25 protein-coding genes and 1 riboswitch are annotated in these 25,827 nt (G+C 73.0%); of the genes, 10 read left to right on the top strand and 15 right to left on the bottom strand.

The window, feature by feature from the left end:
- Positions 1-84: 84 nt before the first annotated feature.
- From AB0G63_RS23090 to bioB, 6 genes are all read right to left on the bottom strand, one after another.
- Complete coding sequence (locus tag AB0G63_RS23090) at positions 85-2,652, bottom strand: ABC transporter permease (RefSeq protein WP_360753284.1); 2,568 nt, start codon at positions 2,650-2,652, stop codon at positions 85-87.
- A gap of 4 nt (positions 2,653-2,656) precedes the next feature.
- Positions 2,657-3,577: an ABC transporter ATP-binding protein gene (locus tag AB0G63_RS23085; RefSeq protein WP_360753282.1), complete on the bottom strand. Its 921-nt coding sequence runs from the start codon at positions 3,575-3,577 to the stop codon at positions 2,657-2,659.
- Between the two features lie 226 nt (positions 3,578-3,803).
- Positions 3,804-4,490: a class I SAM-dependent methyltransferase gene (locus AB0G63_RS23080; RefSeq protein WP_360753279.1), complete on the bottom strand. Its 687-nt coding sequence runs from the start codon at positions 4,488-4,490 to the stop codon at positions 3,804-3,806.
- Between the two features lie 238 nt (positions 4,491-4,728).
- Positions 4,729-5,445: a dethiobiotin synthase gene (gene bioD / locus AB0G63_RS23075; protein WP_360753277.1), complete on the bottom strand. Its 717-nt coding sequence runs from the start codon at positions 5,443-5,445 to the stop codon at positions 4,729-4,731.
- Between the two features lies 1 nt (position 5,446).
- A complete protein-coding gene (locus tag AB0G63_RS23070) occupies positions 5,447-6,727 on the bottom strand; it encodes an adenosylmethionine--8-amino-7-oxononanoate transaminase (RefSeq protein WP_360753275.1) in 1,281 nt (426 codons plus the stop codon).
- On the bottom strand, positions 6,720-7,946 hold the full coding sequence (gene bioB / locus AB0G63_RS23065) for a biotin synthase BioB (protein WP_360753273.1): 1,227 nt from the start codon (positions 7,944-7,946) through the stop codon (positions 6,720-6,722). The genes AB0G63_RS23070 and bioB overlap by 8 nt, the downstream gene beginning before the upstream one ends.
- Before the next feature lie 148 nt (positions 7,947-8,094).
- Here bioB and AB0G63_RS23060 point away from each other — a divergent pair, with 148 nt between their 5' ends.
- Complete coding sequence (locus AB0G63_RS23060; RefSeq protein WP_360753270.1) at positions 8,095-9,222, top strand: 8-amino-7-oxononanoate synthase; 1,128 nt, start codon at positions 8,095-8,097, stop codon at positions 9,220-9,222.
- Positions 9,223-9,304: 82 nt separating this feature from the next.
- On the opposite strand, the gene AB0G63_RS23055 is transcribed toward AB0G63_RS23060, so the two are convergent.
- Both AB0G63_RS23055 and AB0G63_RS23050 read right to left on the bottom strand, forming a co-directional pair.
- Complete coding sequence (locus AB0G63_RS23055; RefSeq protein ID WP_360753267.1) at positions 9,305-9,532, bottom strand: DUF397 domain-containing protein; 228 nt, start codon at positions 9,530-9,532, stop codon at positions 9,305-9,307.
- 9 nt (positions 9,533-9,541) lie between these two features.
- Positions 9,542-10,402, bottom strand: a complete 861-nt coding sequence (locus AB0G63_RS23050) for a helix-turn-helix transcriptional regulator (protein WP_360753264.1) — start codon at positions 10,400-10,402, stop codon at positions 9,542-9,544.
- A 214-nt stretch (positions 10,403-10,616) separates the two neighbouring features.
- Here AB0G63_RS23050 and AB0G63_RS23045 point away from each other — a divergent pair, with 214 nt between their 5' ends.
- On the top strand, positions 10,617-11,075 hold the full coding sequence (locus tag AB0G63_RS23045; RefSeq protein ID WP_360753262.1) for an ATP-binding protein: 459 nt from the start codon (positions 10,617-10,619) through the stop codon (positions 11,073-11,075).
- Positions 11,076-11,143: 68 nt separating this feature from the next.
- Here AB0G63_RS23045 and AB0G63_RS23040 read toward each other — a convergent pair whose 3' ends face one another.
- The 4 genes from AB0G63_RS23040 to AB0G63_RS23025 form a co-directional block, all read right to left on the bottom strand.
- A complete protein-coding gene (locus AB0G63_RS23040; RefSeq protein WP_360753260.1) occupies positions 11,144-11,737 on the bottom strand; it encodes a DUF6328 family protein in 594 nt (197 codons plus the stop codon).
- Positions 11,738-11,819: 82 nt separating this feature from the next.
- Positions 11,820-12,293: a C40 family peptidase gene (locus AB0G63_RS23035; protein ID WP_360753257.1), complete on the bottom strand. Its 474-nt coding sequence runs from the start codon at positions 12,291-12,293 to the stop codon at positions 11,820-11,822.
- Positions 12,294-12,296: 3 nt separating this feature from the next.
- Positions 12,297-12,508: riboswitch (cyclic di-AMP (ydaO/yuaA leader) on the bottom strand.
- 335 nt (positions 12,509-12,843) lie between these two features.
- Positions 12,844-13,152 (bottom strand): hypothetical protein, encoded by a 309-nt coding sequence (locus AB0G63_RS23030; protein ID WP_324784912.1) that lies wholly within the window; start codon positions 13,150-13,152, stop codon positions 12,844-12,846.
- Between the two features lie 7 nt (positions 13,153-13,159).
- Positions 13,160-13,795, bottom strand: coding sequence for an ATP-dependent Clp protease proteolytic subunit (locus AB0G63_RS23025; protein ID WP_360753253.1), 636 nt, complete (start codon positions 13,793-13,795; stop codon positions 13,160-13,162).
- 97 nt (positions 13,796-13,892) lie between these two features.
- Between AB0G63_RS23025 and AB0G63_RS23020 the strand changes: the two genes are divergently transcribed.
- The 8 genes from AB0G63_RS23020 (at position 13,893) to AB0G63_RS22985 (ending at position 20,799) form a co-directional block, all read left to right on the top strand.
- The gene (locus tag AB0G63_RS23020) at positions 13,893-14,171 is read left to right on the top strand and encodes a type II toxin-antitoxin system Phd/YefM family antitoxin (RefSeq protein WP_360753251.1); all 279 of its coding nucleotides are present in this window, start codon (positions 13,893-13,895) and stop codon (positions 14,169-14,171) included.
- Between the two features lie 173 nt (positions 14,172-14,344).
- A complete protein-coding gene (locus AB0G63_RS23015) occupies positions 14,345-14,647 on the top strand; it encodes an urease subunit gamma (protein WP_351894403.1) in 303 nt (100 codons plus the stop codon).
- Between the two features lie 11 nt (positions 14,648-14,658).
- Complete coding sequence (locus AB0G63_RS23010) at positions 14,659-14,970, top strand: urease subunit beta (RefSeq protein ID WP_360753248.1); 312 nt, start codon at positions 14,659-14,661, stop codon at positions 14,968-14,970.
- Positions 14,963-16,684 (top strand): urease subunit alpha, encoded by a 1,722-nt coding sequence (locus tag AB0G63_RS23005; protein ID WP_360753245.1) that lies wholly within the window; start codon positions 14,963-14,965, stop codon positions 16,682-16,684. The genes AB0G63_RS23010 and AB0G63_RS23005 overlap by 8 nt, the downstream gene beginning before the upstream one ends.
- Complete coding sequence (locus AB0G63_RS23000) at positions 16,684-17,358, top strand: urease accessory UreF family protein (protein WP_360753242.1); 675 nt, start codon at positions 16,684-16,686, stop codon at positions 17,356-17,358. Before AB0G63_RS23005 ends, AB0G63_RS23000 begins: the two co-directional genes overlap by 1 nt.
- A 124-nt stretch (positions 17,359-17,482) precedes the next feature.
- Entirely contained in the window at positions 17,483-18,160 is a 678-nt protein-coding gene (gene ureG, locus AB0G63_RS22995; protein WP_360753239.1) for an urease accessory protein UreG, read from the top strand.
- The gene (locus AB0G63_RS22990; RefSeq protein ID WP_360753450.1) at positions 18,157-18,960 is read left to right on the top strand and encodes an urease accessory protein UreD; all 804 of its coding nucleotides are present in this window, start codon (positions 18,157-18,159) and stop codon (positions 18,958-18,960) included. The genes ureG and AB0G63_RS22990 overlap by 4 nt, the downstream gene beginning before the upstream one ends.
- A gap of 237 nt (positions 18,961-19,197) precedes the next feature.
- The gene (locus AB0G63_RS22985; RefSeq protein WP_360753237.1) at positions 19,198-20,799 is read left to right on the top strand and encodes an alpha/beta hydrolase; all 1,602 of its coding nucleotides are present in this window, start codon (positions 19,198-19,200) and stop codon (positions 20,797-20,799) included.
- Between the two features lie 57 nt (positions 20,800-20,856).
- Here the strand turns inward: AB0G63_RS22985 and AB0G63_RS22980 are convergent, their stop codons facing one another.
- From AB0G63_RS22980 to AB0G63_RS22970, 3 genes are all read right to left on the bottom strand, one after another.
- The gene (locus tag AB0G63_RS22980) at positions 20,857-21,582 is read right to left on the bottom strand and encodes a lysophospholipid acyltransferase family protein (RefSeq protein WP_360753234.1); all 726 of its coding nucleotides are present in this window, start codon (positions 21,580-21,582) and stop codon (positions 20,857-20,859) included.
- A 227-nt stretch (positions 21,583-21,809) separates the two neighbouring features.
- A complete protein-coding gene (locus tag AB0G63_RS22975; RefSeq protein WP_360753232.1) occupies positions 21,810-23,036 on the bottom strand; it encodes a SpoIIE family protein phosphatase in 1,227 nt (408 codons plus the stop codon).
- Positions 23,037-23,092: 56 nt separating this feature from the next.
- A complete protein-coding gene (locus AB0G63_RS22970) occupies positions 23,093-25,552 on the bottom strand; it encodes a SpoIIE family protein phosphatase (protein WP_360753229.1) in 2,460 nt (819 codons plus the stop codon).
- Between the last annotated feature and the right edge of the window lie 275 nt (positions 25,553-25,827).

Here is a 25,827-nt window from a genome sequence, read left to right as displayed (position 1 = left end):
CCTCCGCACAGGTGCGCGGCGCGCATGTCGCCACCACTCGCCGTCGCGTCGCCGGACAGGCCGGCGCCGAGCCGCCGCACCGCGTCATTCGTGCGCGATGGCCGCCAGCACGTTCATCCGGGAGGCGCGCAACGCGGGCAGCAGCGCCGCCACGATGCCGACGACCGCCGAGCCGACGACGACCGCGACGATGGTGCCCCACGGGATTGCGAGCGCCTTCATGCCCTGCAGCGCCAGCACCTGCTGCGTGCACACGCCCCACACCAGCCCCAGCGCCAGCCCCAGCACCGCGCCGAACACCGCGATCACCACGGACTCCAGCCGGATCATCCGGCGCAACTGCCGCCGGGCCAGTCCGATGGCGCGCAGCAGCCCGATCTCCCGGGTGCGCTCGACGACCGACAGGGCGAGGGTGTTGACCACACCGAGCACCGCGATGACGATCGCGAGCCCGAGCAGCGCGTAGACGAGGTAGAGCAGCACGGCGATCTGGTCGTGCACCAGCTTCTTGTAGTCGGCCTGGTCGCGGACCTGCACCTGCGGGTACGGGTCGAGCGTCCGCTCCAGCGCCTGGCGCAGCCGGTCGGGGCTGGTGCCGGAGGCCGCGTTGACGTACAGCGCGGAGTCCTGGCCGCCCGGCAGGTACTTCTCGACCGTCGCGATGCCGAGGACCAGCCCGCCCTGCATACCGAACCCGTCGGAGGTCTCCTGGTCGGTGAGGGCGCCGACCCGCAACTCGGTCTTCCGCCCGGCCGGGAACTCGACGGGGATCGTGCTGCCGACCCGGACGCGGTGCTTCCTGGCGAAGCCGGCGTCCATCCCGAGGCTGCCGTCCGCCAGCGCCGCCGCCGAGCCGCCGGCCGCGTAGGGCACGTGCGCGACGTCGTCGAGGCGGCCGTCGTAGCCCGTGGCGGTCGTCTCCACCCGCTTGCCGTCCGGCAGCCGCAGGGCGACCGGGGCGAACCGCTGCCGCACGACGAGTCCGACGCCCCGCGTGCCTCGCACCTTGTCGGTGACCTCCTTCGGGAACGGCAGATAGTTCCCGTTCATGATCACGAAGTCGGCGCCGAGCGTCTTGTCGATCTGCTGGTCGAAGGACTTCGACATGGAGGCGCTCGCCACCGACATGCCGCCGACCAGGGCGAGGCCCACCATCAGGGCCGCCGCGGTGGCCCCGGTGCGCCGGGGGTTGCGCAGGGCGTTGCGCTGGCTCATGCGGCCGACCGAGCCGAACAGGGCGGGGAAGGCGCCGCCGAGGACCCGGATCACGGGCCGGACCAGCAGCGGTCCGGCGATCACGGTCGCGATCAGGGTCAGCACCACACCGAGGCCCAGCAGGGAGGCGGCGGTGGCCGTCCGCGACGCCGCGGCGCAGCCGGCGAGCGCGGCCGCACCGATCGCCCCGACGGACGCGCCGACCACCGCCCGGGTGCGCAGCGGCCGTCCCATGCCGGCGATCTCGGCGTCCGCCAGCGCGGCCATCGGGGAGACCGCCGCGGCGCGCCGGGCGGGGAGATACGCCGCCAGGAAGGTGACGCCGACGCCGACGACGTACGCCGCCACCGGTGTACCCCAGCCGACGACCATCTCGGTCGCCTTCAGGTTCATCCCGAACGCGCCCATGAGTTTGATCAGTCCGGCGGCGAGCCCGATACCGGCCGCCAGGCCCAGCGTCGAGCCGACCAGGCCGAGCAGGGCCGCCTCGGTCAGCACGGACCGCCGCACCTGCCGCCGGTCGGCGCCGAGGGCCCTGAGCAGGCCGAGTTCGCGGGTGCGCTGGGCGATCAGCATGGAGAAGGTGTTGACGATCAGGAACACGCCGACCAGGACCGCGATGCCGGCGAAGCCGAGCATGACGTACTTGATGACGTCGAGGAACCCGCCGAGGCTCTCGGTGGCCGACTTGGCCTCCTCGTCGGCGGTCTTGACGTCGTAGGCCCCGGCGCCGACCGCGGCGACGATCCGGTCCTTGAGCCGCGCGTCGCTCACGCCCTGCGCCGCGTCCACCGAGATGCTGGTCGCCTTGCCCGCCGAACCGAGCAGCCGGGCCGCCGCGTTGTCCGGGTCGAGGAAGACCAGGGCCGCGCCCGGGTTGGTGGTGGTGAAGGTCGCGATGCCGACGACCCGGACCTTGAAGGAGCCCGGCTGGGCGAGCACCGTCAGGGTGTCCCCGATCCGTACGTGTTTCCTGTCGGCGGTGTCGGCGTCCAGGAGCGCCTCGTCGGGGCCGTGCGGGGCGTGCCCGGAGGTCAGCTTCAGGGGGCTGCGGTCGGTGACGAACCAGTCGGTGGCCATGGTGGGCGCGCCGCTGGTCGAGCCGACCGGCCGGTTCTCGCTGTCGACGACCGTGACGTTCTCGACGCTCACGTCCGCGTGCGCGGACGCGACCCCGTCGACCTTCGCCACGCGGTCCGCGAGCGCGGCGGGCACGGTGCGGACCGCTCCCGTCTGGACCCGGGACTCGAGGTCCTTCTTGGGCTGGACCGTCACGTCGGCGGAGGTGGAGGCGAACAGCCGGTCGAAGGTGCGGGTGACGGTGTCGGAGAAGATCAGGCTGCCCGCGACGAACGCCACGGACAGCAGGACGGCCAGTGCGGACAGCAGCAGTCGCCCCTTGTGCGCCAGGAAGCTCCTGAGCGTCGCCTTGAGCACGGTGTCACTCCTCCTCGGTGGTGGACGCGCCCCGGCCGGTGACGGACGTGCCCTCACCGATGGCGGGCGTGTCCTCGCCGGTGGCGGGCCTCTCCTCGCCGGTGACGGACGGGCTTTCGCCGGTGGCGGGCGTGTCCTCGTCGATCTGGCCGCGGATCACGTCGAACCGCTTCATCCGCTCCAGCACCGCCTCCGCCGTCGGCCGCTCCATCTCGTCGACGATCCGTCCGTCGGCGAGGAAGAGCACCAGGTCCGAGTGGGCGGCGGCGCCCGGGTCGTGGGTGACCATGACGACCGTCTGGCCGAGATCGTCGACGGCCTGGCGCAGGAAGGCGAGCACCTCCAGGCCGGCCCGCGAGTCGAGGTTGCCGGTCGGCTCGTCCGCGAAGATCAGCTCGGGCCGGGAGACCAGCGCCCGCGCGCAGGCCACCCGCTGCTGCTGACCCCCCGACAACTGCGCGGGCCGGTGCCCCAGCCGGGCCCGCAGCCCCAGGGTGTCGACGACCTGGTCCAGCCACTCCCGGTCCGGCCTGCGGCCCGCGATGTCCATGGGCAGGGTGATGTTCTCGGCCGCGGTCAGTGTCGGGATGAGGTTGAACGACTGGAACATAAACCCGATCCGGTCCCGCCGCAGCCGGGTCAGCTCACGTTCCCTCAGCCCCGTTATCTCGGTGTCGCCGAGCCAGACCTTCCCGGCCGAGACCGTGTCCAGCCCCGCCAGGCAGTGCATCAGCGTCGACTTGCCGGATCCGGACGGCCCCATGACCGCGGTGAACCGGCCGCGCGCGATGTCCACGTCCACCGAGTCCAGGGCGAGGACGGTCGTCTCGCCCGAGCCGTACGCCTTGGTCAGACCGCGGGCCCGGGCCGCGACCCTCTCGGCCGACGCATGACCCGGTGCGGGCCGCGCAGCAGGTGTGGACAAGGCCGCCTCCCTCTGGACGTGTCGATTCCCCCGGTTCGCGCTGAGCCTAGTGTGGTCCGTTCAGCGCCCGGTACCCGCCGAAGGTCCCGGCTGATCTCCGGCACGGGCCGGCAGGGGCCGGCACAGGCCGAGGTCGGGAGAGCAGCATGCCGCGCCCGGCGGCGTCGGCTCGTGCTCGACGTGCGGGGTGGCCTCCGCGCGGACGGCGCGCCTGACCGGACCGTGACTACCCGGTGCCCTCCGGCCGCCACGCGGTGCCCAGCACGCAGTAGGAGCTGGGCAGCACCGGCCCGTTCTGGGGCATCATCACCCGCCGGTAGGGGCCGAGTTCGAACCCGGCGTCGCGCAGGGCGACGACCGGGTCCCGGGCGAGATGGCAGCCGCCGCTCAGCGCCGGCCACAGGGTCCGGTCCAGCGTGCGCTGGGTCAGGACCATGAGCCGCCCGCCGCCCCTGCCGTGCTCGAAGAACCGGACGACCCCGCCCGGCCGGAGCACCCGCCGCACCTCGCCGAGGGCCCGCGGGACGTCCCGCACGCTGCACAGCACCAGCGAGATCACCGCCGCGTCGTAGGCCTCGCTCTTGACCGGCAGCGCCTCGGCCACGCCCGGCACCACGTCCACGGGCACCTCGGCGCGCAGGGCCGCCTCGACGGCCAGCCGCCGCAGCCGCCGCTCCGGTTCGATCGCGACGACCTCCGAGACGGCGTTCGGATAGCGGGCGAAGTTCAGCCCGTTGCCCGCGCCGATCTCGATGACCCGCCCGGTCAGCCCGGTCAGCAGCCGGTCCCGGACGTCGGCCATGCCCATCCGCGTCTCGGCCCGCACACTGACCCGGGCGTAGCAGCGGGCGAACAGCGGGTGGTGCACGGGATCCCGGGCCACCTTCGCGGCGCCGGACGGCCGAAGCGGCATGCGGACCTCCCCGTTCGGAGTTCTTACCGCGATTCTGCCCCCGAACCGGGCCCCCGCACCCCCGCCGGGGCTCACCCGCACACCGCTGGGGTGGGGCAACGCCCCGAAGGGGCGCGGCGAACGACGCGACCGGCCACGACGGCGCCGCAGCCGACCGACGGCACGCAGCGCCACAAAGCGGCACGCAGCGCCACAAAGCGGCACGGAGTGGCACAACGCGGCGCATCCAGCGGAGCGCTCAGGCGGCCTCGCGCGCCCGGAACGCCTGGGCCTCCCAGGAGCCGGCCAGGCGCGGGGCCAGCCAACCGGGCGCCGCGGCACGGAAGGCGGCGGGGGACAGCGCCCCCGCCCCGGCCGGCAGGGCGCCCAGGAGCGGGGCGCCGGCGACCTCCGGCAGGTCGGTGACGTTGCACCGCATCGCCAGGTCGGGCGAAGCGGGCCAGCTGCCGATTACCACGCCCAGCAACTCCAGTTGCCGGCAACGCAGTTCGCGGGCCGTCAGTTCGGTCGCGTTGAGCGTGCCCAGCCCGGCCGGCGCGACCACCAGCACCGGCGCCCCCAGCAGGGCCGCCGCGTCCGCCAGTGTGCCGCCCGTCTCGTCGAAGCGGACGAGCAGCCCGCCCGCGCCCTCGACGAGCACCAGGTCGTGCTCGGCCGCCAGCTTCTGCGCGGCCTCGGCCACCTGGTGCGGGCGGACCGGCGCCAGCCCCGCCCGCCGGGCGGCCGTCGCCGGGGCCAACGGCTCCGGGTAGCGGGCCAGTTCGGCAGTCGTCACGGCGCCCGCGAGCCGGGCCACCTCGTCGGCGTCCCCGCGCTCGTCCGGCCGTACCCCCGTCTGCGCGGGCTTCAGCACCGCCACCGACCGGCCGGCGGCCAGCGCGGCGGCGGCGACCGCGGCCGTGGTGACCGTCTTGCCGACCTCCGTGCCCGTGCCCGTGATCACCAGTACCGGCATGTCATCCCTCCCGTGCGGCGGCGCACACCGCGCGCGTGATCCGTGCCACGTCCGCGTCGCCCGTGACGTACGGCGGCATCGTGTAGACCAGGTCGCGGAACGGCCGCAGCCACACGCCCTCGTGTACGGCGGCGGCCGTGGCGGCCGCCATGTCCACCTCGTGGTCGAGCTGGACGACCCCGATGGCGCCGAGGACGCGTACGTCCTTCACGCCCGGAAGCTCCGTGGCCGGCGCCAGCCCCTCGCGCAGCCCCGCCTCGATCCGCCGGACCTCCGCCCGCCAGTCCTGGCCGAGCAGCAGCCCGACCGAGGCGCAGGCGACGGCCGCGGCGAGCGGGTTGCCCATGAAGGTCGGGCCGTGGGCGAGCACCGGCACCTCGCCCCGCGAGATGCCGTCGGCCAACCGGGAGGTGCACAAGGTGGCCGCCATCGTCAGATAGCCGCCGGTCAGCGCCTTGCCCACGCACATCACGTCCGGCGTCACCGCCGCGTGCTCCGCCGCGAACAGCGTCCCCGTGCGTCCGAACCCGGTCGCGATCTCGTCGAACACCAGCAGCACGTCGTGCGCGTCGCACGCCTCGCGCAGCACCCGCAGGTACGCGGGGGAGTGGAACCGCATCCCGCCCGCGCCCTGCACCACCGGCTCGACGATCACCGCGGCCAGTTCGTCCGCGTGCTCCCCGATCGCCGAGCGCAGCCGCTCGGCGTAGGCCTCGTCCCAGTCCGCCGGCGGCGCGTCCACGAACACCTGCCGGGGCAGCACCCCGGTCCACAGCTCGTGCATCCCGCCCTCGGGGTCGCACACCGACATCGGCTGCCAGGTGTCGCCGTGGTAGCCGCCGCGCCAGGTCAGCAGCCGCCGCTTGGCGGGGCGGCCCAGCGAGCGCCAGTACTGCAGGCACATCTTGACCGCCACCTCCACCGACACCGAGCCGGAGTCGGCGAGGAAGACGTGCTCCAGGCCGTCCGGCGAGATGTCGACGAGCAGCTTCGCCAGGCGTACGGCGGGCTCGTGGGTGAGCCCGCCGAACATCACGTGGCTCATCCGGCCGAGCTGCTCGCGGGCGGCCTCGTTCAGCACCGGGTGGTTGTAGCCGTGGATCGCCGACCACCAGGACGACATGCCGTCGACCAGTTCGCCCGAGCCGTCGGCCATGCGCAGCCGCACCCCGTTCGCCGACCCGACCACGAGCGGTTCGGCGCGGCCGGGCATCGGACCGTACGGATGCCACACGTGGCGCCGGTCGAGCTCCAGCAGTTCGGCGACGGGCAGGTCAGGCATTGGGCGCGAGGTCCGTTCCGGCGCCGCGACGGCGTACCGCGACCAGGTCGGTACGCGGCTCGGCGGCCCTGGGCGCCGCCGTTGCGGCCGCCGCGGCCGCCGCGGCCGTACCGCAGACACCTCCGCCCTCGTGCGACCCGCACCCGGCGCCCTCGGCCCCGTCGTGCGACCCGCAGCCCGCGCCCTTGTGCGACCCGCACCCTCCGCCGGCCGCCGTCCGGTGCTCCGGCAGGGTCACCTGCTCGCTGCCCTCGACCTCGAACCCGGCGTCGGCGATCATCTCCAGGTCGGCCTTGCCCGCCTGGCCCTCGCTGGTCAGGTAGTCCCCGAGGAAGATCGAGTTGGCCAGGTGCAGGGCGAGGGGCTGCATCGTGCGCAGGTGCACCTCGCGGCCGCCCGCGATGCGGACCTCGACGTCCGGGCACACGAACCGGACCATCGCCAGGATGAGCAGGCAGCGCTGCGGGGTGAGGTTCCACTCCTTGGCCAGCGGGGTGCCCTCGAACGGGATGAGGAAGTTGACCGGCACCGAGTCCGGGTCCAGCTCGCGCAGCGAGAAGACCACGTCGACCAGGTCCTCGTCGGACTCGCCCATGCCCGCGATCAGGCCCGAGCAGGCCGACAGGCCCGCCGCGTGCGCCTTGTGCACGGTGTCCACGCGGTCGGCGTAGGTGTGCGTGGTCGTGATCTCCCCGTACGTCCCCTCGGACGTGTTGAGGTTGTGGTTGTAGGCGTCGGCGCCGGCCTCCCGCAGCCGCTCCGCCTGGCCGTCGGAGAGCAGGCCGAGGCACGCGCACACCTCGACGTCCTCGTTCTGCTCCTTGATCGCCTTGATGGTGTCCGAGACGCGGTCCACGTCGCGGTCGGTCGGCCCGCGTCCGCTCGCCACCAGGCAGACCCGCTTGGCGCCGCCCGCCAGACCGGCCGCGGCGGCCCGGGAGGCCTCGTCGGGCTTGAGCCAGGTGTACTTCAGGATGTCGGCCTTGGAGCCGAGCCGCTGGGAGCAGTAGGAGCAGTCCTCCGGACACAGTCCGGACTTGAGGTTGACCAGGTAGTTGAGTTTGACCCGTCGGCCGAACCAGTGCCGGCGCACCTTGCCGGCCGCGGCCACCACATCGAGCAGGTCGTCGTCGGAAGCGGCGAGGACGGCCAGAGCTTCCTCGCGGGTCGGCAGCTCGCGCCGAAGCCCCTTGTCCACCAGCGTGTTCAGCAGGTCCATGAGAGCCGATCCTGTCCTACGAGGCCGCCCCGGGCCAAGGAGAGTTTGAACAACGGAGACACTTCGATGTGTGGGTATCGCCACATCATGGGCCGGGGGACGTGCGGCTAGGGTCTGTCCACTGCCTACAAATGCCCCCGGAGGAGCCATGGCGTTCGGCTGGATCGACGAGCAGGCGGAGCTGCGCCGCCGTGCCGGACTCGTGCGGACCCTGCGCCCCCGTCCGGCCGATTCGCCGCTGCTCGACCTGGCGAGCAACGACTACCTGGGCCTGGCCCGCCATCCCGAGGTCGCCGAGGGCGCGGCGCGGGCCGCGCGCGTCTGGGGCGGCGGCTCGACCGGGTCCCGGCTGGTGACCGGCACCACCGAACTGCACGCCGAGCTGGAGCGCGAGCTGGCCGCCTTCTGCGGCTTCGAGGCGGCGCTCGTCTTCTCCTCCGGCTACGCGGCCAACCTCGCCGCCGTCACCGCGCTCGCGCCGCACGGCTCGCTGATCGTCTCCGACGCGGGCAACCACGCGTCCCTGATCGACGGCTGCCGGCTGGCCCGGGGCGCCACCCAGGTCGTCGGGCACGCCGATCCGGAGGCGGTGCGCAAGGCGCTGGGCACGCACCGGGGCACGGCCGTCGTCGTGTCCGACACGGTCTTCTCGGTCGACGGGGACGCGGCCCCGCTGGCCGGGCTCGCGGCGGCCTGCCGGGAGCACGGCGCCGGGCTGGTCGTCGACGACGCCCACGGGCTGGGCGTCCTCGGCGACGGCGGCCGCGGGGCGCCGCACGCGGCGGGGCTCGCGGGCGCCGACGACGTCGTCGTCACCGTCACGCTGTCCAAGTCGCTCGGCAGCCAGGGCGGCGCCGTCCTGGGTCCCGCCCGGGTGATCGACCACCTGGTGAACGCGGCCCGGACCTTCATCTTCGACACGGGACTGGCCCCCGCGTCCGCGGGCGCCGCCCTGGCCGCCCTGCGGCTGCTCGGCCGCGAGCCGCAGCGGGCGGCACGGGCCCGCGCGGTGGCGGCCGAGCTGCACGCACGCCTGACGGACGACGGTCTGCAGGCGGTACGACCGGACGCCGCGGTCGTCTCCGTGCGCGCGCCGTCCCCGGAGGGGGCCGTGCGGTGGGCGGCCGACTGCCGGGCGGCAGGGCTGGCCGTGGGCTGTTTCCGTCCTCCTTCCGTGCCCGACGGCGTCTCGCGGCTCAGGCTGACCGCCCGCGCGGACCTCTCCGAGGCGCAGATCGAACATGCGGTGCGAGTGATCGGCGGGACTCGACCATGAGTCGGCGTGACACGGCCGGGCTCCGCACGACGCGGATCTTCTCCGCACGACGCGGATGTGGCTCCGCATGACGCGGATCTGATCAGCGCTTCAACGCGGCCGTGAACCCAGCCCAGCTCTCCGGCGAGAAGAGCAGTGCGGGCCCGGCCGGGTCCTTGGAATCTCGGACGGCGAGCAGACCGGCCCACGGGCCGGACCGCGGCGCCGCCGTCTCCACGCAGTTGTTCGCACCGGTGCTGTAGCTGCTGCGCAGCCACCGCACGCCGTGCGGAACGATGCTGGAGGGGACGTTCCGAGGCAGTGCTGACATGGTGCCTCCTCACCCGCCGACGACTCTGCCGGCGAGGTAATCCAATGAGTCCTCGGGCGAAAGGGCTTGAATCTGAAGGGAGTTGAAGGCCTCGGTGTAGGCCTGGAGGTCTTCTTTCCGTTCCAAGTGGAGGCTACTCGTCAGGTGGTCCAGAACGACCACGTCCAGATCAGAAGTGCTCGAAAATGAGAAAATAACGAAAGACCCGGTGACGCCGACGTGTGCTCCGGCGCCGAACGGCAGGATCTGCAGCCGTACTTGCGGCAGGCGCGCCGCCTCGACCAGGAGTTCGAGCTGGCGCGCCATGACCTCGGGCCCGCCGATCTCCCGGCGCAGCACCGCCTCGTCCAGCACCGCGCTGAACTCCAGGGGCGGGTCGGCCCGCAGCACCTCCTGCCGGGCCAGGCGCACCTCGACCAGCGCGTCGAGCCCCGCGTCGTCCAGCCCGCGGACCGCGGCCCGGGTCACCGCCCGCGCGTACTCGGGCGTCTGCAGCAGCCCCGGCACCACCGACGTCTCCAGGGTGCGCATCGCGTCGGCCTGGGACTCCAGGCTGATGAAGTCGCTGTAGTCCGGCGGCAGGATGCCGCGATACGCGTGCCACCAGTGGTGCCGGCCGGTGTTCTCGTCCGAGCCCGCCAGCACCAGCATCAGATCGCGCAGCCGCGGATCGGACACCCCGTAGGCGTCCAGGAGCAACCGCACATCGGCCGGTTTCACCCCGCTGGTGCCCGTCTCGATACGACTGACCTTCGACTGGTGCCAGCCCACCAGCCGCGCCGCCTCACCGCTGGTGAGCCTCGCCTCGGCGCGCAGCGCTCGCAGTTCGGCGCCCAGCTTCCTGCGGCGCACCGCGGGACCGTGCTGCATGGGTCCCTCCTTACTCCTTATGAGGCGCCCCGACACGGTCTCTCGTGGCAGAGTTCACCGCTTTGAGCGACAGATATATGCATATCTCGGTGGATCGCCAGCCGTGACCCGTGCGGTGATGGCAGTCTGACGGCGAAGCACCAGTCCGGGACCGTACTCGAACCATCCGCTCCGTGTCGGACCAGCGGTCCCGTGGGAAAGGGACGACGTCGCCATGGCAGACCATCTGGAAGCATCCGTCACTCTGCCGAGCGATCCCGCCTCGGTCTGCGCGGCCCGCACCTACGCGATCGACACCCTCGCGGAGTGGGGCCTGGCGCCGCACACGGAGGTGGCCGACACCGTCCGGCTCATCGTCTCCGAACTCGCCACCAACGCCGTCCAGCACACCCTCGGGCAGTCGCCCACCTTCACCGTCGGACTCGAACTCGACCGCGACGAACAGTTGCGCATCGGCGTCACCGACAGCCACCCCCGGTTCCCGAAGCGGCTGCCCGCCGCCGTCCAGCAGGACAACGGCCGCGGCCTGGTGATCATCCGCTGGCTGACCGCCGAGTGCGGCGGCAGACTGTGCGTGCGCCCCACCCGGGAGGGCGGCAAGACCGTCTCCGTCGAACTGCCGTGGAAGGTGCCGGCCCGACCGGTGCCGGCAGCCGGGCAGCAGGAGCCGTAGCGGGGCTCGGGCGAGGGTTCAGCGGCGCCGTGCGGCGGTTCCCGGTGCACGGCCACGTCGGGCGAGGGTCAGCGGCGCCGTGCCGACGGCTCCCGGTGCACGGCCGCGTCCCGCGGCGCTCCCGGCTGCCTGACGACGGGCGCGGCCTGCTGCGCGGCCTGCTGCGCGGCCTGCTGCTCGGCGGACAGGCCCGCCCGCCGCACCAGGCGAGGCAGCAGCCACCACAGGCCGAGGCACACGCACAGGGTCGCCGCGCCCGCGGCCACCCCGCCCGCCCGGCCCGTCGTCACGTCCACCACGAGCAGCACCGAGCCGGTGAACGCCAGCACCAGCACACCCATGCCGATGGTGGCGAGCCGTGAGGACACCTGGACGACGCGCGGCTTGGCGCCCCGCTGGAACAGCGAGCGGTGCAGCGCGGCCGGCGCGGTGAACAGGGCGGCGGCGAGGACCGCGAGCAGCAGTGTGGTGACGTAGGTGGCCCGCTGGACCGGGTCGAGGGACGGGAAGCGCGGGGTGAAGGCCAGGGTCAGCAGGAAGGCGAAGAGGATCTGCACGCCGGTCTGGGTGACGCGCAGTTCCTGGAGCAGTTCGCCGAAGTTGCGGTCGGCGCGCTCCAGCGGGGTCTCGTTGCGTGCGGTGCAGGGGACATGGTCGGCCATGGTTGAACGGATAACCGGCCAGGACCGTGTCACGCCTCGTCGGGTGGCGGCGTGTCAGGGGCGCCGCCACCCCACGCAAGGATCAGCTGACCCGGCCGTACCAGACGCTCTTCGTCCAGATCTTCTGCAGTTTCACCACGTCCCCGGTCTTCGGGGCGTGCCAGATCTTCCCCTTTCCGGCGTAGATGCCGACGTGGTAGACGTACGAACCCGAATGGAAGAACACGAGGTCTCCGGCCTTGCGGCTCTTGGCGGAGATGTGGCGGGTCTTGTTGTACTGCTGGGCCGCGGTACGCGGCAGGCTCTTGCCCGCCTTCTTGTACGAGTACAGCGTGAGCCCGGAGCAGTCGAACCGGTGCGGACCGGTGGCGCCCCACCGGTAGGGCGAACCCTTCTTGGAAGCCGCGATCTGCAGTGCCTTCGTCGCGGGCGTCGCGGCGGCCGCGTCGGAGGCGAAGCCCGGAACCACGACCGAGCCGCCCACCGCGGCGATGGTGAGGGCCGAGGCCGTGCCGGCCCGGACCATCAGCGACGGGACACGATTGAGCGCAGTCATGCGCAACCCTTCGTCAGCCGCCTGTGAAGGATGACCTGTCGGATTCGGGCTGGCGAAGTTGCCCGGCCGCTCGCGCGGCTTCACCCCAAGGGCTGCTCGGCCCGGTCATGGCGTGACCGTTCCGGCGACCCGTCGTGCTTGGGTCCTCCACTCCTGCCGATCCACTCCTGTCGACCGGTCATCCGGGCGGCGGCAGGACTCGGCGTCCGCCCGGATCGCCCCGCCGCGGCGGCGGGGGCTTGTCGTCAGACACGGATCTTGGCTCACGGATGTCCGAAAAGCCCAACGGAAACGGGGATTTGTGTTGTTACTCACCACTCACCCGTTCGGGTGCCCACAGCTGTGTTCGGAGGCGCGTCATCACCTCCGAAACGGCCCGGACCAGCGAAGAAATGCCTCATCCCGCCTTGGGGCCGGGCCCGTTGCGCAACTCGACCGGTCAAAAAAGAGGAGGTGTGTCTAGTCCGGAAGGCGGTACGCCGTTTGGTCCGTTTCGGCCCCGGCCCGGACACCGGCGCCGGGCGACCGCGGCCCGGGCCCGGCGCGTGCCTCAAGTGCCGGGCTGGGGAGGCACGGTGACCCGGGCGGTGCGCCGCTCGCCGTCCAGTACCCGCAGCGCCCGCGCCAGGGTGGGAGCGTGCAGTTCGGTCTCGCCCCGCTGGTGCATCAGGGCGAGCGCGTCGCGCAGTTCGGCCGCCCTGGCCACCAGCGCCTGCGCGGCCCGCAGCCCGCGGTAGGTGTCGCCGTGGTGGGCCGGATTGATGCGGCCGAGCAGGTCCACCACGTCGAGGTAACGGTCGATCAGCTCGCCCTCGGCGCGGGTCAGCGCGGGCAGCGGCGGGAGTTCGGGCGGGATCACCGGTCGCTCACCTCCCGACGGGCGGGACGAGGGGGGCCCGGCGGCCGGGGACGATCCGGTCCACCAGGCCGTAGTCCACGGCCTGCCGGGCGTCGAAGACCCGGTCCCGCTCGATATCGGCGCCGATCTTCTCCCGGCTGTGTCCGGTGGCCCGGGCCGGCATCTCCTCCACGAGGCGGCGATTGCGCGTCAGTTCCTCCGTCTGCACCGCCAGATCACTCGCCCGGCCCCGCACCGGCTCGGCGAGCGCGGGCTGGCGGATCACCACCCGCGCGCCCGGCAGCACGGAGCGCTTGCCCGGCGTCCCGGCGGCCAGCAGCACCGCGGCCGAGGAGGCGGCCTGCCCCAGGCAGGTCGTCTCCACGTCGCAGGAGACGTACCGCATCGTGTCGTAGAGCGCCGTCATGGCGCTGAACGAGCCGCCCGGCGAGTTGATGTACAGCGCGATGTCCCGGTCGGGGTCCTTGTGCTCGAGGTACATGAACTGGGCCGTCAGGTCGTTCGCCGCGGTGTCGTCGAGAGGCGTGCCGAGGAAGAGGATCCGCTCCTCCAGCAGCTTCGCGTACGGATCCGTCGATCGGCGCCCGGACGCGGTCCGTTCGGTGAACCCGGGCAGGACGTGTCGGGCGGACGGTCGGGTCATGGCATACCCCTCCTCGCGACAGAGCTGTTCCCGGAGCTGTCCCCGGAGCTGTCTCTGTAAAAAATGTACAGGACGTACATGACGTTATGATGGAGGCATGGCCTACGAGATTCCGGTGACGCAAGCCAGGGCTGAGCTCGCCGACCTGATCAACCGGGTGGTGTACGGCGGTGAGCGCGTCGTCGTGACGCGCCACGGCAAGCCCCTCGTCGCCCTCGTCTCCGCCGCCGACCTGGAACGGCTCGATGCGCTCGACCAGCCCGACGACGAGCAGGTGATCAGCGCGGTCTCCACGGTCCGCGAGGTAGCGTCCGCGCCCCGCGAACCCGGGCGGTTCGGCATCGCGGCGGAGCACCGGAGGCCGGGCGCGTCGTAGACCCCGCGCCGGGGTAGAGGCTCCCGGGGCGGCGGCCGGGAAGGTCACGGCTCGGTTAACGTGCCCGAAACCCGGTCCAACTAGCCTGCCCTCCCACGCCACCAGGGACTTTGCCCCGTGGCCGCGGCAACCGGGCCCCGCACGGTCCGGAGCGAGGACTGTGAGGTGGTTACGTGCAACTGACGCCGCACGAGCAAGAGAGGCTGCTGATCCACGTGGCGGCCGACGTCGCCGAGAAGCGCCGGGCCCGCGGGCTCAGGCTCAACCACCCCGAGGCGGTCGCCCTGATCACCTCGCACATCCTCGAAGGCGCCCGCGACGGCCGCACGGTCGCCGAGCTGATGGCCTCCGGGCGCACGCTGCTGACCCGGGACGACGTCATGGACGGCGTGCCGGAGATGATCCACGACGTCCAGGTCGAGGCGACCTTCCCGGACGGCACCAAGCTCGTCACCGTCCACGACCCGATCGTCTGAGAGGGGCGTCGATGATTCCCGGAGAGATCCTGTTCGCCGACGGCCCGATCGTCTACAACGAGGGCCGCGAGGTCACCCGGCTGACCGTGCTCAACACCGCCGACCGGCCCGTCCAGGTCGGCTCCCACTACCACTTCGCCGAGGCCAACCCCGGCCTGGAGTTCGACCGCGCCGCGGCCCGGGGCAAGCGGCTGAACGTCGCCGCGGGCACCGCCGTGCGCTTCGAGCCCGGGATCCCCGTCGACGTCGAACTCGTCCCGCTCGCCGGCGCCCGCATCGTGCCGGGGCTGCGCGGGGAGACCGGAGGTGCCCTCGATGCCTGAGATCTCGCGCGCCGCGTACGCCGACCTGTTCGGCCCGACGACCGGCGACCGCATCCGGCTCGCCGACACCGACCTGCTGATCGAGATCGAGGAGGACCGCAGCGGCGGCCCCGGCACCGCCGGCGACGAGGCCGTCTTCGGTGGCGGCAAGGTCATCCGCGAGTCCATGGGCCAGTCGCGTGCCACGCGCGCGGACGGCGCCCCCGACACCGTCATCACCGGCGCCGTCGTCGTCGACCACTGGGGCGTCGTCAAGGCCGACATCGGCATCCGCGACGGCCGCATCACCGGGATCGGCAAGGCGGGCAACCCCGACACCATGGACGGGGTCCACCCCGACCTGGTGATCGGCCCGGAGACCGAGGTCATCGCCGGCAACGGGCGCATCCTGACGGCCGGCGCGATCGACGCGCACGTCCACTTCATCTGCCCGCAGATCGCCGACGAGGCGCTGTCCGCCGGCATCACCACCCTGGTCGGCGGCGGCACCGGACCGGCCGAGGGCTCCAAGGCCACCACCGTCACCCCCGGCCCCTGGCACCTGGCCCGGATGCTGGAGGCGATGGAGGCCTACCCGCTGAACATCGGCTTCCTCGGCAAGGGCAACACCGTCTCCCAGGAGGCCATGCTGTCCCAGATCCGCGGCGGCGCGCTGGGCCTGAAGCTGCACGAGGACTGGGGATCCACCCCGGCCGTCATCGACGCCTCCCTGACCGTCGCGGACCGGACCGGCATCCAGGTCGCCATCCACACCGACACGCTCAACGAGGCCGGCTTCGTGGGCGACACCCTCGCGGCGATCGCCGGGCGCGGCATCCACGCGTACCACACCGAAGGCGCGGGCGGCGGGCACGCGCCGGACATCATGACCGTCGTCTCCCAGCCCAACGTGCTGCCCAGCTCAACCAACCCGACACGGCCGTTCACCGTCAACACCGCCGAGGAGCACCTCGACATGCTGATGGTGTGCCACCACCTCAACCCGGCGGTGCCGGAGGACCTGGCCTTCGCCGAGTCCCGGATCCGGCCGTCCACCATCGGCGCGGAGGACGTCCTGCACGACCTCGGCGCGATCTCGATCATCTCCTCCGACTCCCAGGCCATGGGCCGCGTCGGCGAGGTGGTCCTGCGGACCTGGCAGACGGCGCACGTGATGAAGCGGCGCCGGGGCGCGCTGCCCGGTGACGGGCGGGCGGACAACCGGCGGGTGCGCCGCTACGTCGCCAAGTACACGATCAACCCGGCCCTCGCGCAGGGCCTGGCCCGGGAGATCGGGTCCGTGGAGACCGGCAAGCTCGCCGACCTGGTGCTGTGGGAGCCGGCGTTCTTCGGCGTGAAACCGCACCTCGTCCTCAAGGGCGGCCAGATCGCCTACGCGCAGATGGGCGACGCCAACGCCTCCATCCCGACGCCGCAGCCGGTCCTGCCGCGGCCGATGTACGGGGCGATCGGGCGGGCGCCGGCCGCCAACTCGCTGAACTTCGTCGCCCCGCTCGCGATCGAGGACGGGCTGCCGGAACGGCTCGGGCTCGGCAAGCGGTTCACCGCCATCGACTCGACGCGCGGGGTGACCAAGGCGGACATGCGCGAGAACGACGCGCGGCCCGAGGTACGGGTCGACCCCGACAGCTTCGCCGTGCACATCGACGGCGAACTCGTCGAGGCCACGCCGGCCGCCGAACTGCCCATGGCCCAGCGTTACTTCCTCTTCTGATGTCCCGGGCCGCGCTTCTCGTCCTGGCCGACGGCCGCTTTCCCGCCGGAGGGCACGCGCACTCCGGCGGGGCGGAGGCGGCGGTGAAGGCCGGGCGGATCACGTCGGCGGCGAGCCTGGAGGACTTCTGCCGGGGGCGGCTGCACACCACGGGCCTCGTCGCGGCGGCGACGGCCGCGGCGGCGGTGCTCGGCGTGGACCCGTCGGCGCTGGACGCCGCCGCCGACGCGCGGACCCCCTCGCCGGCGTTGCGCCTGGCCGCGCGGAAGCTGGGGCGGCAGCTGACGCGGGCCGCCCGGGCGACCTGGCCCTCCGGCGAACTCGACGCCCTGGCTGAGGAGTTCCCCAAGGGGGCGCACCAGCCCGTGGTGCTGGGGCTCGCGGCACGGGCGGCCGGCCTCTCGCCGCAGGACGCGGCGCACTGCGCGGCGTACGAGAGCGTGAGCGGGCCGGCGAGCGCCACCGTGCGGCTGCTCGCCCTCGACCCCTTCGACGCGACGGGGGTGCTGGCGCGGCTGGCGCCGGAGCTGGACCGCGTCGCGGACCGGGCGGTCGAGGCGGCGCGGCGGGTCGCCCGCGAGGGCGTCGACGCGCTGCCCGCCGCGTCGGCCCCGCTGCTGGAGATCGGCGCGGAGGCGCACGCGGCCTGGGGCGTGCGGTTGTTCGCCTCGTGACCCCGGGGACCGCCGCCTGCCCCGGACTCCCTTCGGCCTGAACGGCCGCCGCACAGAACGCCGGACGGGCCGGAATCGCCGGACCGGCGCCGGAAGACCTTCGCAACGTCATAGGAGCCGACCCATGCATCTCGACCACTCCCACGACGGCCCCTCCGCCGTCAGCGCCGACGCCCGGCGCCCCGACGGCTCCCGCCGGGCGCTGCGGATCGGCCTCGGCGGGCCCGTCGGCTCGGGGAAGACCGCCACCGTCGCCGCCCTGTGCCGGGCCCTGCGCGACGAGTTGTCCCTCGCCGTCGTCACCAACGACATCTACACGCGCGAGGACGCCGAGTTCCTGCTCCGCGAGGCCGTGCTGCCGCCCGAGCGGATCACCGCCGTGGAGACCGGGGCCTGCCCGCACACCGCGATCCGCGACGACATCTCCGCCAACCTGGAGGCGGTGGAGGACCTGGAGGACGAGGCCGGGCCGCTCGATCTCGTGCTAGTCGAGTCCGGCGGGGACAACCTCACCGCGACCTTCTCCAAGGGGCTGGTGGACGCGCAGATCTTCGTGATCGACGTGGCCGGCGGGGACGACATCCCGCGCAAGGGCGGCCCCGGCGTCACCACCGCCGACCTGCTCGTCGTCAACAAGACCGACCTCGCGCCGTACGTCGGCTCCGACCTCGGGCGGATGGCCGCCGACGCCAAGGCGCAGCGCGGCGAACTGCCGGTCGTGCTGCAGTCGTTGCGGAGCGAGGGGGGCGTGCGCGACGTCGCCGACTGGGTGCGTGCGCGACTCGCGGCGTGGACCGCATGACCGCGGCCGACGTGACCGCGGCTGACGTGACCGCGGGCGGCGTGACCTCGGCCGGGGTGCGCGCGACCGCGCGGATGCTGGCGCGGGGCGACGGGCGCGGCGGCACCGCGCTGCCCGTGCTGGAGAGCGAGGGGCCGCTCGCGCTGCGGCGCACCCGGGGGAGCGGCGCCGAGGCGCGGGTGATGCTGGTCGGCGCGATGAGCGGCCCGCTCGGCGGAGACCACTTCACCGTGCGGGCCGATGTGCGGGACGGGGCCCGGCTGCGGGTCCGGTCGGCCGCCGCGACCATCGCGCTGCCGGGGCAGGCGGGCGGCGAGGCCCGCTACGACGTCCGGCTCAGCGTCGCCGACGGCGGCGAACTGCTCTGGCTGCCGGAGCAGTTGATCTCCGCCCGGGGGAGCGACCTGCGCGTCACCACGCGGGCCGAGCTGGGCCCGGCGGCGCGGCTCGTGCTGCGCGAGGAGCAGGTGCTGGGGCGGGTGGGGGAGGAACCCGGGCGGCTGACCAGCCGTCTCACCGTACGGATCGGACAGCGGACGGTGCTCGACCAGGAACTCGGCTGCGGGCCCGGAGCGCCGGCCGGGTGGGACGGGCCGGCCGTGCTCGGCGGGCACCGTGCCGTGGGGCAACTGGTCGTCGCACGGCCCGAGTTCGCGACCCGTGCGATGCCTGCGCGGATGCTCGGGGAGAGCGCCGCGCTGGTGCCGCTCGCCGGGCCTGCCGTGCTGGTGACCGCGGTGGCCACGGACGCGCTCCGCCTGCGGCGCGTCCTGGACGAGGCGTTGGCCGTTCTCACTTGAGCTGCGGTCGGACAACGCCCTGAAGGAGCGCGGGGAACTGCGCGACCAGCCACGACGGCGCCGCAGCCGACTCACGGCACAACGCCCCCCGTCCAGCGGAGCGTCACGTCTCCGCTGAGCGGGATTTGCCTATCCGTTTATCGGATTGGTAAAGAAGGTCAACAAACCCTGTTCCCAGACGGTTCACAGCCGGAAGGATCCCCCTGTCAACCGCAACCACGCAGGGGGAGGCCCCACTTGAGGGACATCAGACCGAAGAGGCGTGTGGCGGCGCTCGGCTCGGCCGGAGTGCTGGTCACGGCGACGCTGATCGCCGGCGCCGTCGCCGCGCCCTCGGCCAGCGCGAGCGCGGGCGCCCGGCACGGCCAGGACCGCGAGGCGCGCGGAGCCGCGATCGCGGCGGAGCGGGCCGCGAAGGCCGGGATCGACTGGCAGGACTGCCCCGGGGACTGGGGGCTGGAGAAGCCGATCCAGTGCGGCTGGGTCACCGTGCCGCTCGACTACGCCAAGCCGTACGGCAAGCAGATCAAGCTCGCCGTCGACCGCATCGGCAACACCGGGACCGCTCAGGAGCGCCAGGGCGCGCTCGTCTACAACCCCGGCGGCCCCGGCGGCTCGGGCCTGCGCTTCCCGCGCCGGGTCACCACCAAGAGCGCCGTGTGGGCCAACGCGGCCAAGGCGTACGACTTCGTGGGCTTCGACCCGCGCGGCGTCGGCCACTCCGCGCCCATCTCCTGCATGGACCCGCAGGAGTTCGTGAAGGCGCCCAAGGCGGACCCGGTGCCCGACACCGAGGCCGACAAGCTGGCCCAGCGCAAGCTGGCCCGCGAGTACGCCGAGGGCTGCTACGAGCGCAGCGGCGAGATGCTGCCGTACATGACCACGCCGAACACCGTGCGCGACCTGGACGTCATCCGCGCCGCCCTCGGTGAGAAGAAGCTCAACTACCTCGGCGTCTCCTACGGCACGTACATCGGCGCCGTCTACGGCACGATGTTCCCCGGCCACCTGCGCCGCATGATCGTGGACAGCGTGGTCAACCCCTCGCGGGAGAAGATCTGGTACCAGGCCAACCTGGACCAGGACGTCGCCTTCGAGGGCCGCTGGAAGGACTGGGAGGACTGGGTCGCCGCCAACGACGCCACCTTCCACCTCGGCACCACCCGCGCCGCCGTGCAGGACAAGTGGCTCCAGCTGCGCGCCACCGCCAAGCAGAGCCCCATCGGCGGGGTCGTCGGCCCGGCCGAGCTGATCTCCTTCTTCCAGAGCGCGCCGTACTACGACTCGACGTGGATATCCATCGCGACGGTGTTCAGCAAGTACGTCGCCGGCGACACCCAGGCGCTCGTCGACGCGGCCGCGCCGGACCTCACGGACACCGCGGGCAACATCTCCTCGGAGAACAGCAACGCCGTCTACACGGCCGTCGAGTGCACCGACGCCAAGTGGCCCACCAGCTGGAAGAAGTGGGACCGGGACAACACCGAGCTCAACAAGAACTACCCGTTCATGACCTGGGCCAACGCCTGGATGAACCTGCCGTGCGCCACCTGGCCGGTCAAGCAGCAGACGCCGGTCGAGGTCAAGACGCACAAGGGCCTGCCGCAGGTGCTGATCGTGCAGTCCACGCGTGACGCCGCCACCCCGTACGAGGGCGCCGTCGAACTGCACAACCGCTTCAAGGGCTCCCGCCTGATCACCGAGAAGGACGCGGGCTCCCACGGCGTCACCGGTCTGGTCAACCCCTGCATCAACCAGCGGGTGGACGACTACCTCCTGACCGGCAAGCTGGACGCGGCGGACGTGACGTGCACCCCGCACGCCACGCCCAAGCCGTGACCGGCGGCCGTACGGCATGAGGGGGCGGCCGGTGTCCGGCCGCCCCTTCCTCGTCCCTCAGCCGAGCGGCATCCGGGGGAACCTGCGTGCCTTCTCGCCGTTCGGGGAGGCCTGCTGGGCCTTGGCGACGGCCGCGTACTCGTCGACGTACTCCTGCTCGGACAGCGACAGGATCGCGTACATGATCTCGTCGGTGACGGCCCGCAGGATCGCCTTCTCGTTCTCCATGCCGGCGTAGCGGGAGAAGTCGAGGGGCTTGCCGAAGCGGATCGTGACGGACCGGAAGTCGGGCACGACCTGTCCCGGCGGCTGCGCCTCGAAGGTGCCGATCATCGCGCACGGGACCACCGGGACCTGGGCCTTCAGAGCCATCACGGCGACGCCGACCTTGCCCTTGTACAGGCGTCCGTCGTGCGAGCGGGTGCCCTCCGGGTAGATGCCGAGCAGTTCGCCCCTGCGCAGCACTCCCAGCCCCTCGCGGATCGCGGCCTGGCCGGCGTCCTTGCCCGTGCGGTCGACCGGGATCTGCCCGGCGCTGCGGAAGAAGGCCGCGGTGAGGCGTCCCTTGATGCCGGAACCCGTGAAGTACTCCTTCTTGGCGAGGAAGGTGATGCGGCGCTTGATGATCGCCGGCATCAGGAAGTGGTCCGAGAAGGACAGATGGTTGCCCGCGATGATGGCCGGGCCCGAGTCCGGGACGTGTTCGAGGCCTTCGATCCGGGGCCGGAAGAGCAGTCTCAGCAGTGGTCCCAGCAACACGTATTTGAGCAGGTAGTAGAACAAGAGGTCACTCCTCACTCCGGCGGATCGGTGGACTGCCGCGTTTCAGCAGGTCAACCGGCGTGCCGTGGGGCTGCCAGTCTAAGCGCGGGCGCAACCCGCCGGAACTGGGCCGTTCGGTCCCCACCCGGGTTCCCCGACGGCCCGTCAGGTCAGCACCCGCTCTCGCGCGCGGGTGCCACGTGGCGCGAGCGCGGCCCCTCACCGGCGACCGGGAACGAGCGGGGCCGTCACAGGCGCACGATGACGAGCGCCGTGTCGTCGGTCGCGCCCCCCGGCGGCAGCAGTTCCAGGAGCACGGCGTCGGCGAGGGTCTCGGGGTCGTCCGCGCGGTGGCTGCCCAGGGAGTCGGCGAGCCGCGCCAGACCGATGTCGATGTCCTCGCCCCGGCGTTCGATCAGGCCGTCGGTGTACAGCACGAGCGTGGCGCCCGAGGCGTAGCCGGTGGTGGCCTGCGGTCTGGGATACGGGACGGGGCGCGCGTCCAGCGGCGGGTCGGTGGCCTGGTCGAGGAACTCCACGCGTCCGTCGGCGTGCAGCAGCACGGGCGGCGGGTGACCGGCGCTGCTGTAGGTGATGGTGTGCGCGTCGAGGTCGATGAACGTCGTGACGACCGTGGCCGATTCGGCGCCGTCGACCACGTGCGCGTACCGCCCCAGCACGTTCAGGGCCTGCGCCGGTCCGTCCGCGACGCGGGAGGCGGCGCTGAGCGCGCTGCGCAGCTGGCCCATGACACCCGCGGCCGGCAGACCGTGCCCGACCACGTCGCCCACGGACACGCCGATGCGGTTGCCGCCGACCAGGTCGACGAGGTCGTACCAGTCCCCGCACACGTGCAGCGCGCCGATCGCGGGCCGGTAGCGCACCGCCGCCGGGAGGTGGCGCACCTGGCGGCACGCGGGCAGCATCGCCTCCTGCAGGGCCAGCGCCACCTCGCGTTCGTGGGCGTGGGCCTGGCGGAGACGTTCGTTGACCGCCTGCAGCTCGCGGGCGCGCGAGTACAGCTCGGCCTCGAGGACGCGGGCACGGCTGCCGCTGGGCCCGCCGCGGGCCTTGATCAGCTCGGTGACCTCCTCGACGCGGTGCACCAGCAGCACCACCTTGCCGTCCGCGTCGAGCACCGGCGCGTTGACCGGGCTCCAGTACCGCTCCTGCCACTCCCCGGGCCGCTCCGGGTTCTGCACGTCGTAGCGCTGCAGGGCCATGGCGTCGCGTTCGCCGGTGGCCACCACCCGCCGCAGCGAGGCCGCCAGGTTGCGCGTGCCGGAGGCAGAGGAGTCGTTGGGATTGTCGGGGAAGACGTCGAAGAGGTAGCAGCCCACCAGGTCCTCGCGCCTGCGACCGGACAGGGCCACGTACTCGTCGTTGACGTCCGCGTAGACGAGGTCCGGGGTGAGCAGGGCCACCATGCCGGGCAGCGTCTGGAACACCGCCGCGTAGTCGATCGCCTCGCTCATGGCTCCCGCCTCACCACCGGGATCATCATGTTTTCACATGGTATGTCGGTCATGCGTCACTCCGGTGGCTCGGCCAGGGACTGCTCGGCCCAGATGACCTTGCCCTCCGCGAAGAAGCGGGTCCCCCACCGCTGCGAGAACTGGGAGACCAGCAGCAGCCCGCGCCCGCCCTCGTCCGTGGTGCGCGGATGGCGCAGATGCGGAGCGGTGGCGCCGCCGTCGGACACCTCGCAGATCAGGGCGCTGTCACGGATCAGACGCAGGCGGATGGGTCCGGATGCGTGCCGGAGGGCGTTGGTGACCAGCTCGCTGACGACGAGTTCGGTGGTGAAGACCAGCTCTTCCAGGCCCCAGTCGGTCAGCTGCCGGGTGGCCTCCTTGCGGGCCTGGGAGACGACGGCCGGGTCGGGGGGCAGGTCCCAGTCCGCCACCTGCCCGGCGCCCAGCAGCCTGGTGCGGGCCATCAGCAGGGCGACGTCGTCGTGCGGGCGGGCCGGAACGAGCGCGTCGACCACCGTGCGGCAGCGCAGCTCGAGCGAGGGCGCGTCCCTCTCCAGGGCCCGGCGCAGCCGGCCGCGGTCGGCGTCGACGGCCCAGTCCTCCCCGTGGGCCAGCAGCCCGTCGGTGTGCAGCGCGATCGTGCTGCCCTCCGCGAGAGCCAGCTCGACCGCCTCGAAGGCCGGTCCGCCGGTGCCGAGCGGCGGACCCACCGGCAGGTCGACGAAGCTGACCGTGCCGTCGGGCAGGATCACGGCGGGCGCCGGGTGGCCCGCGGCGGCCATCGAGCACTGTCCGTCGACGGGGTCGTAGACCACGTACACGCAGCCGCTGCCCACGGAGCGGAACGTTTCGACACCCGGCACGTCCGGTTCCAGGCCCTCCTCGTGGGCCGCCCGGGCGACCAGGTCGTCGAGGTGCCCGAGCACCTCCTCCGGCGGCAGGTCCAGTGCCGCGAGGGTGCGGACGGCGGTGCGGAGCCGGCCCATCGCCGCTGCCGCGTCGATGCCGTGACCGGGCACCTCGCCCACGACGAGGGCGACCCGCGCGCCGGACAGCGGGACGAGGTCGTACCAGTCGCCGCCGAGCCCGGTCAGCTCGTCGGCCGGCCGGTAGCAGGCGGCGGCCTCCACCGCGCCCTGCTCGGGCAGCCGGCGCGGCAGCAGGCTGCGCTGCAGCACCAGCGCGGCGTCGCGCTCACGGGTGTAGCGGCGGGCGTTGTCCACGCAGACGGCCGCCCGCGACACCAGGTCCTCGGCGAGGCTCAGGTCGTCCTCGTCGAACGGCTCCTGGCGGCGGCGCCGGAAGAAGGCGGTGACGCCGAGGGTCACGCCCCGCGCGCGCAGCGGCACGATCACCACGCTGTGCAGTCCGGACTCCAGGAAGGTCGTCCCCCGGCCGCCCGCTACGTCCGTCACCCACTCCCTGGCCAGCGGGTCGAGCCGCTCCTCGCGATAGGACTTGCCCGTGACCAGACAGCGGATCGGGGGCGAACCCGGCAGGTAGGCCGCCACCCCGCCGATCTCCACGACGGCCTCCGCGGCGCCGCCGTCCACCGACCGGTGGCCGGCCCGGCGCAGCGGCACCGGCTCGGTGCCGTCCAGCGGCCCGGACGCCGGCTCCGCACCCCGCAGCACCGACTCCAGCAGGTCCACACAGACGAGGTCGGCGAAGGCCGGCACGGCCACGTCGGCCAGCTCCTGCGCGGTCCGCACGACGTCCAGCGTCCGGCCGATCTGCTCGCCGGCCCGGTCGAGCAGGGCCACGCGCTGCCGGGCCCGGTACCGGTCGGTGATGTCGATGACCGTGTAGTAGACGCCCATCGGGTGGCCGTGGTCGTCCTCGAGCCGGCTGAACGACATCATGTGCGCGGTCTCCCGGTGCGGCGCGGAGCGGATCTTGCCCACGTGCTCGTAGCCGATCACCGGCTCGCCGGTCCTGAGGACGTGCAGCATCTGCGCCTCGATCCCCGTGAAGTCCAGACCGGGCTGGATCTCCGAGAGCCGCCGCCCCAGCCGGCTCTCGGCCGGTCCGCCGCCGAACTGACTCAGGGCGGCATTCGACCACACGCAGCGCAGCTCGTCGTCCACGATCGCCATGCCGACCGGCGAGCTCGTGACCACTTGCTCCAGCACCGTGCGGCTCATGTCCCAGCCGGGCGCCCCGGCCATGTCGGACAGCAGGACCAGCCAGCGTGCGAAACCGCCCGACTCGACGGCCGGGGTGATGCGGACCATGACCTTCACCGGCTGGCCGTCCCCGCGCCGGGCGGTCAGCAGGCCCATCCAGCCGCCGTCCTCGCGGCAGCGCTCGATGAGTTCCGGCACCCGAGCGGCGTCCCGGGGGGTCAGCAGCCCCCTGACGTCTCTGCCGACCACCTCGGAGGCGTGGTAGCGCAGCAGTTGCTGGGCCCCCCTGGTCCAGCTCGTCACCACGCCCTGTGCGTCCAGCAGGAAGGGCACGGCATCAGCCACGTCGAACCGCTGCCGAGCGACGCTCCGCTCCTCGTGCATTCCCACGGCCGACCTCTCCGTCGTCGAGAGTGGTCTACCACCACATGTCTCAATCTTCGCCCTTCCGGCTCACGGGAGCCCTGCCGACGGGAGCCGAAAGCGGAAGGCGGGAGTGGAAGGCGAAGGCGTAAGGCGAGCGGGGGACACGCGGGAAGACGCGGGAAGGCCCGGCCGGGGCGCGCGGGGCGCGCCCCGGCCCGGCCCGGGGGCCCGTGGTGAGGCCCCCAGCCGGAGCACCGTCTCCAGCGGTGCGAGCGCCGGCACCCGCGCCACGCCCGGGG

It is taken from the genome of Streptomyces sp. NPDC020996, assembly GCF_040641355.1.
Lineage (GTDB): Bacteria > Actinomycetota > Actinomycetes > Streptomycetales > Streptomycetaceae > Streptomyces.
This window is presented reverse-complemented; position numbering and strand designations above follow the sequence as displayed.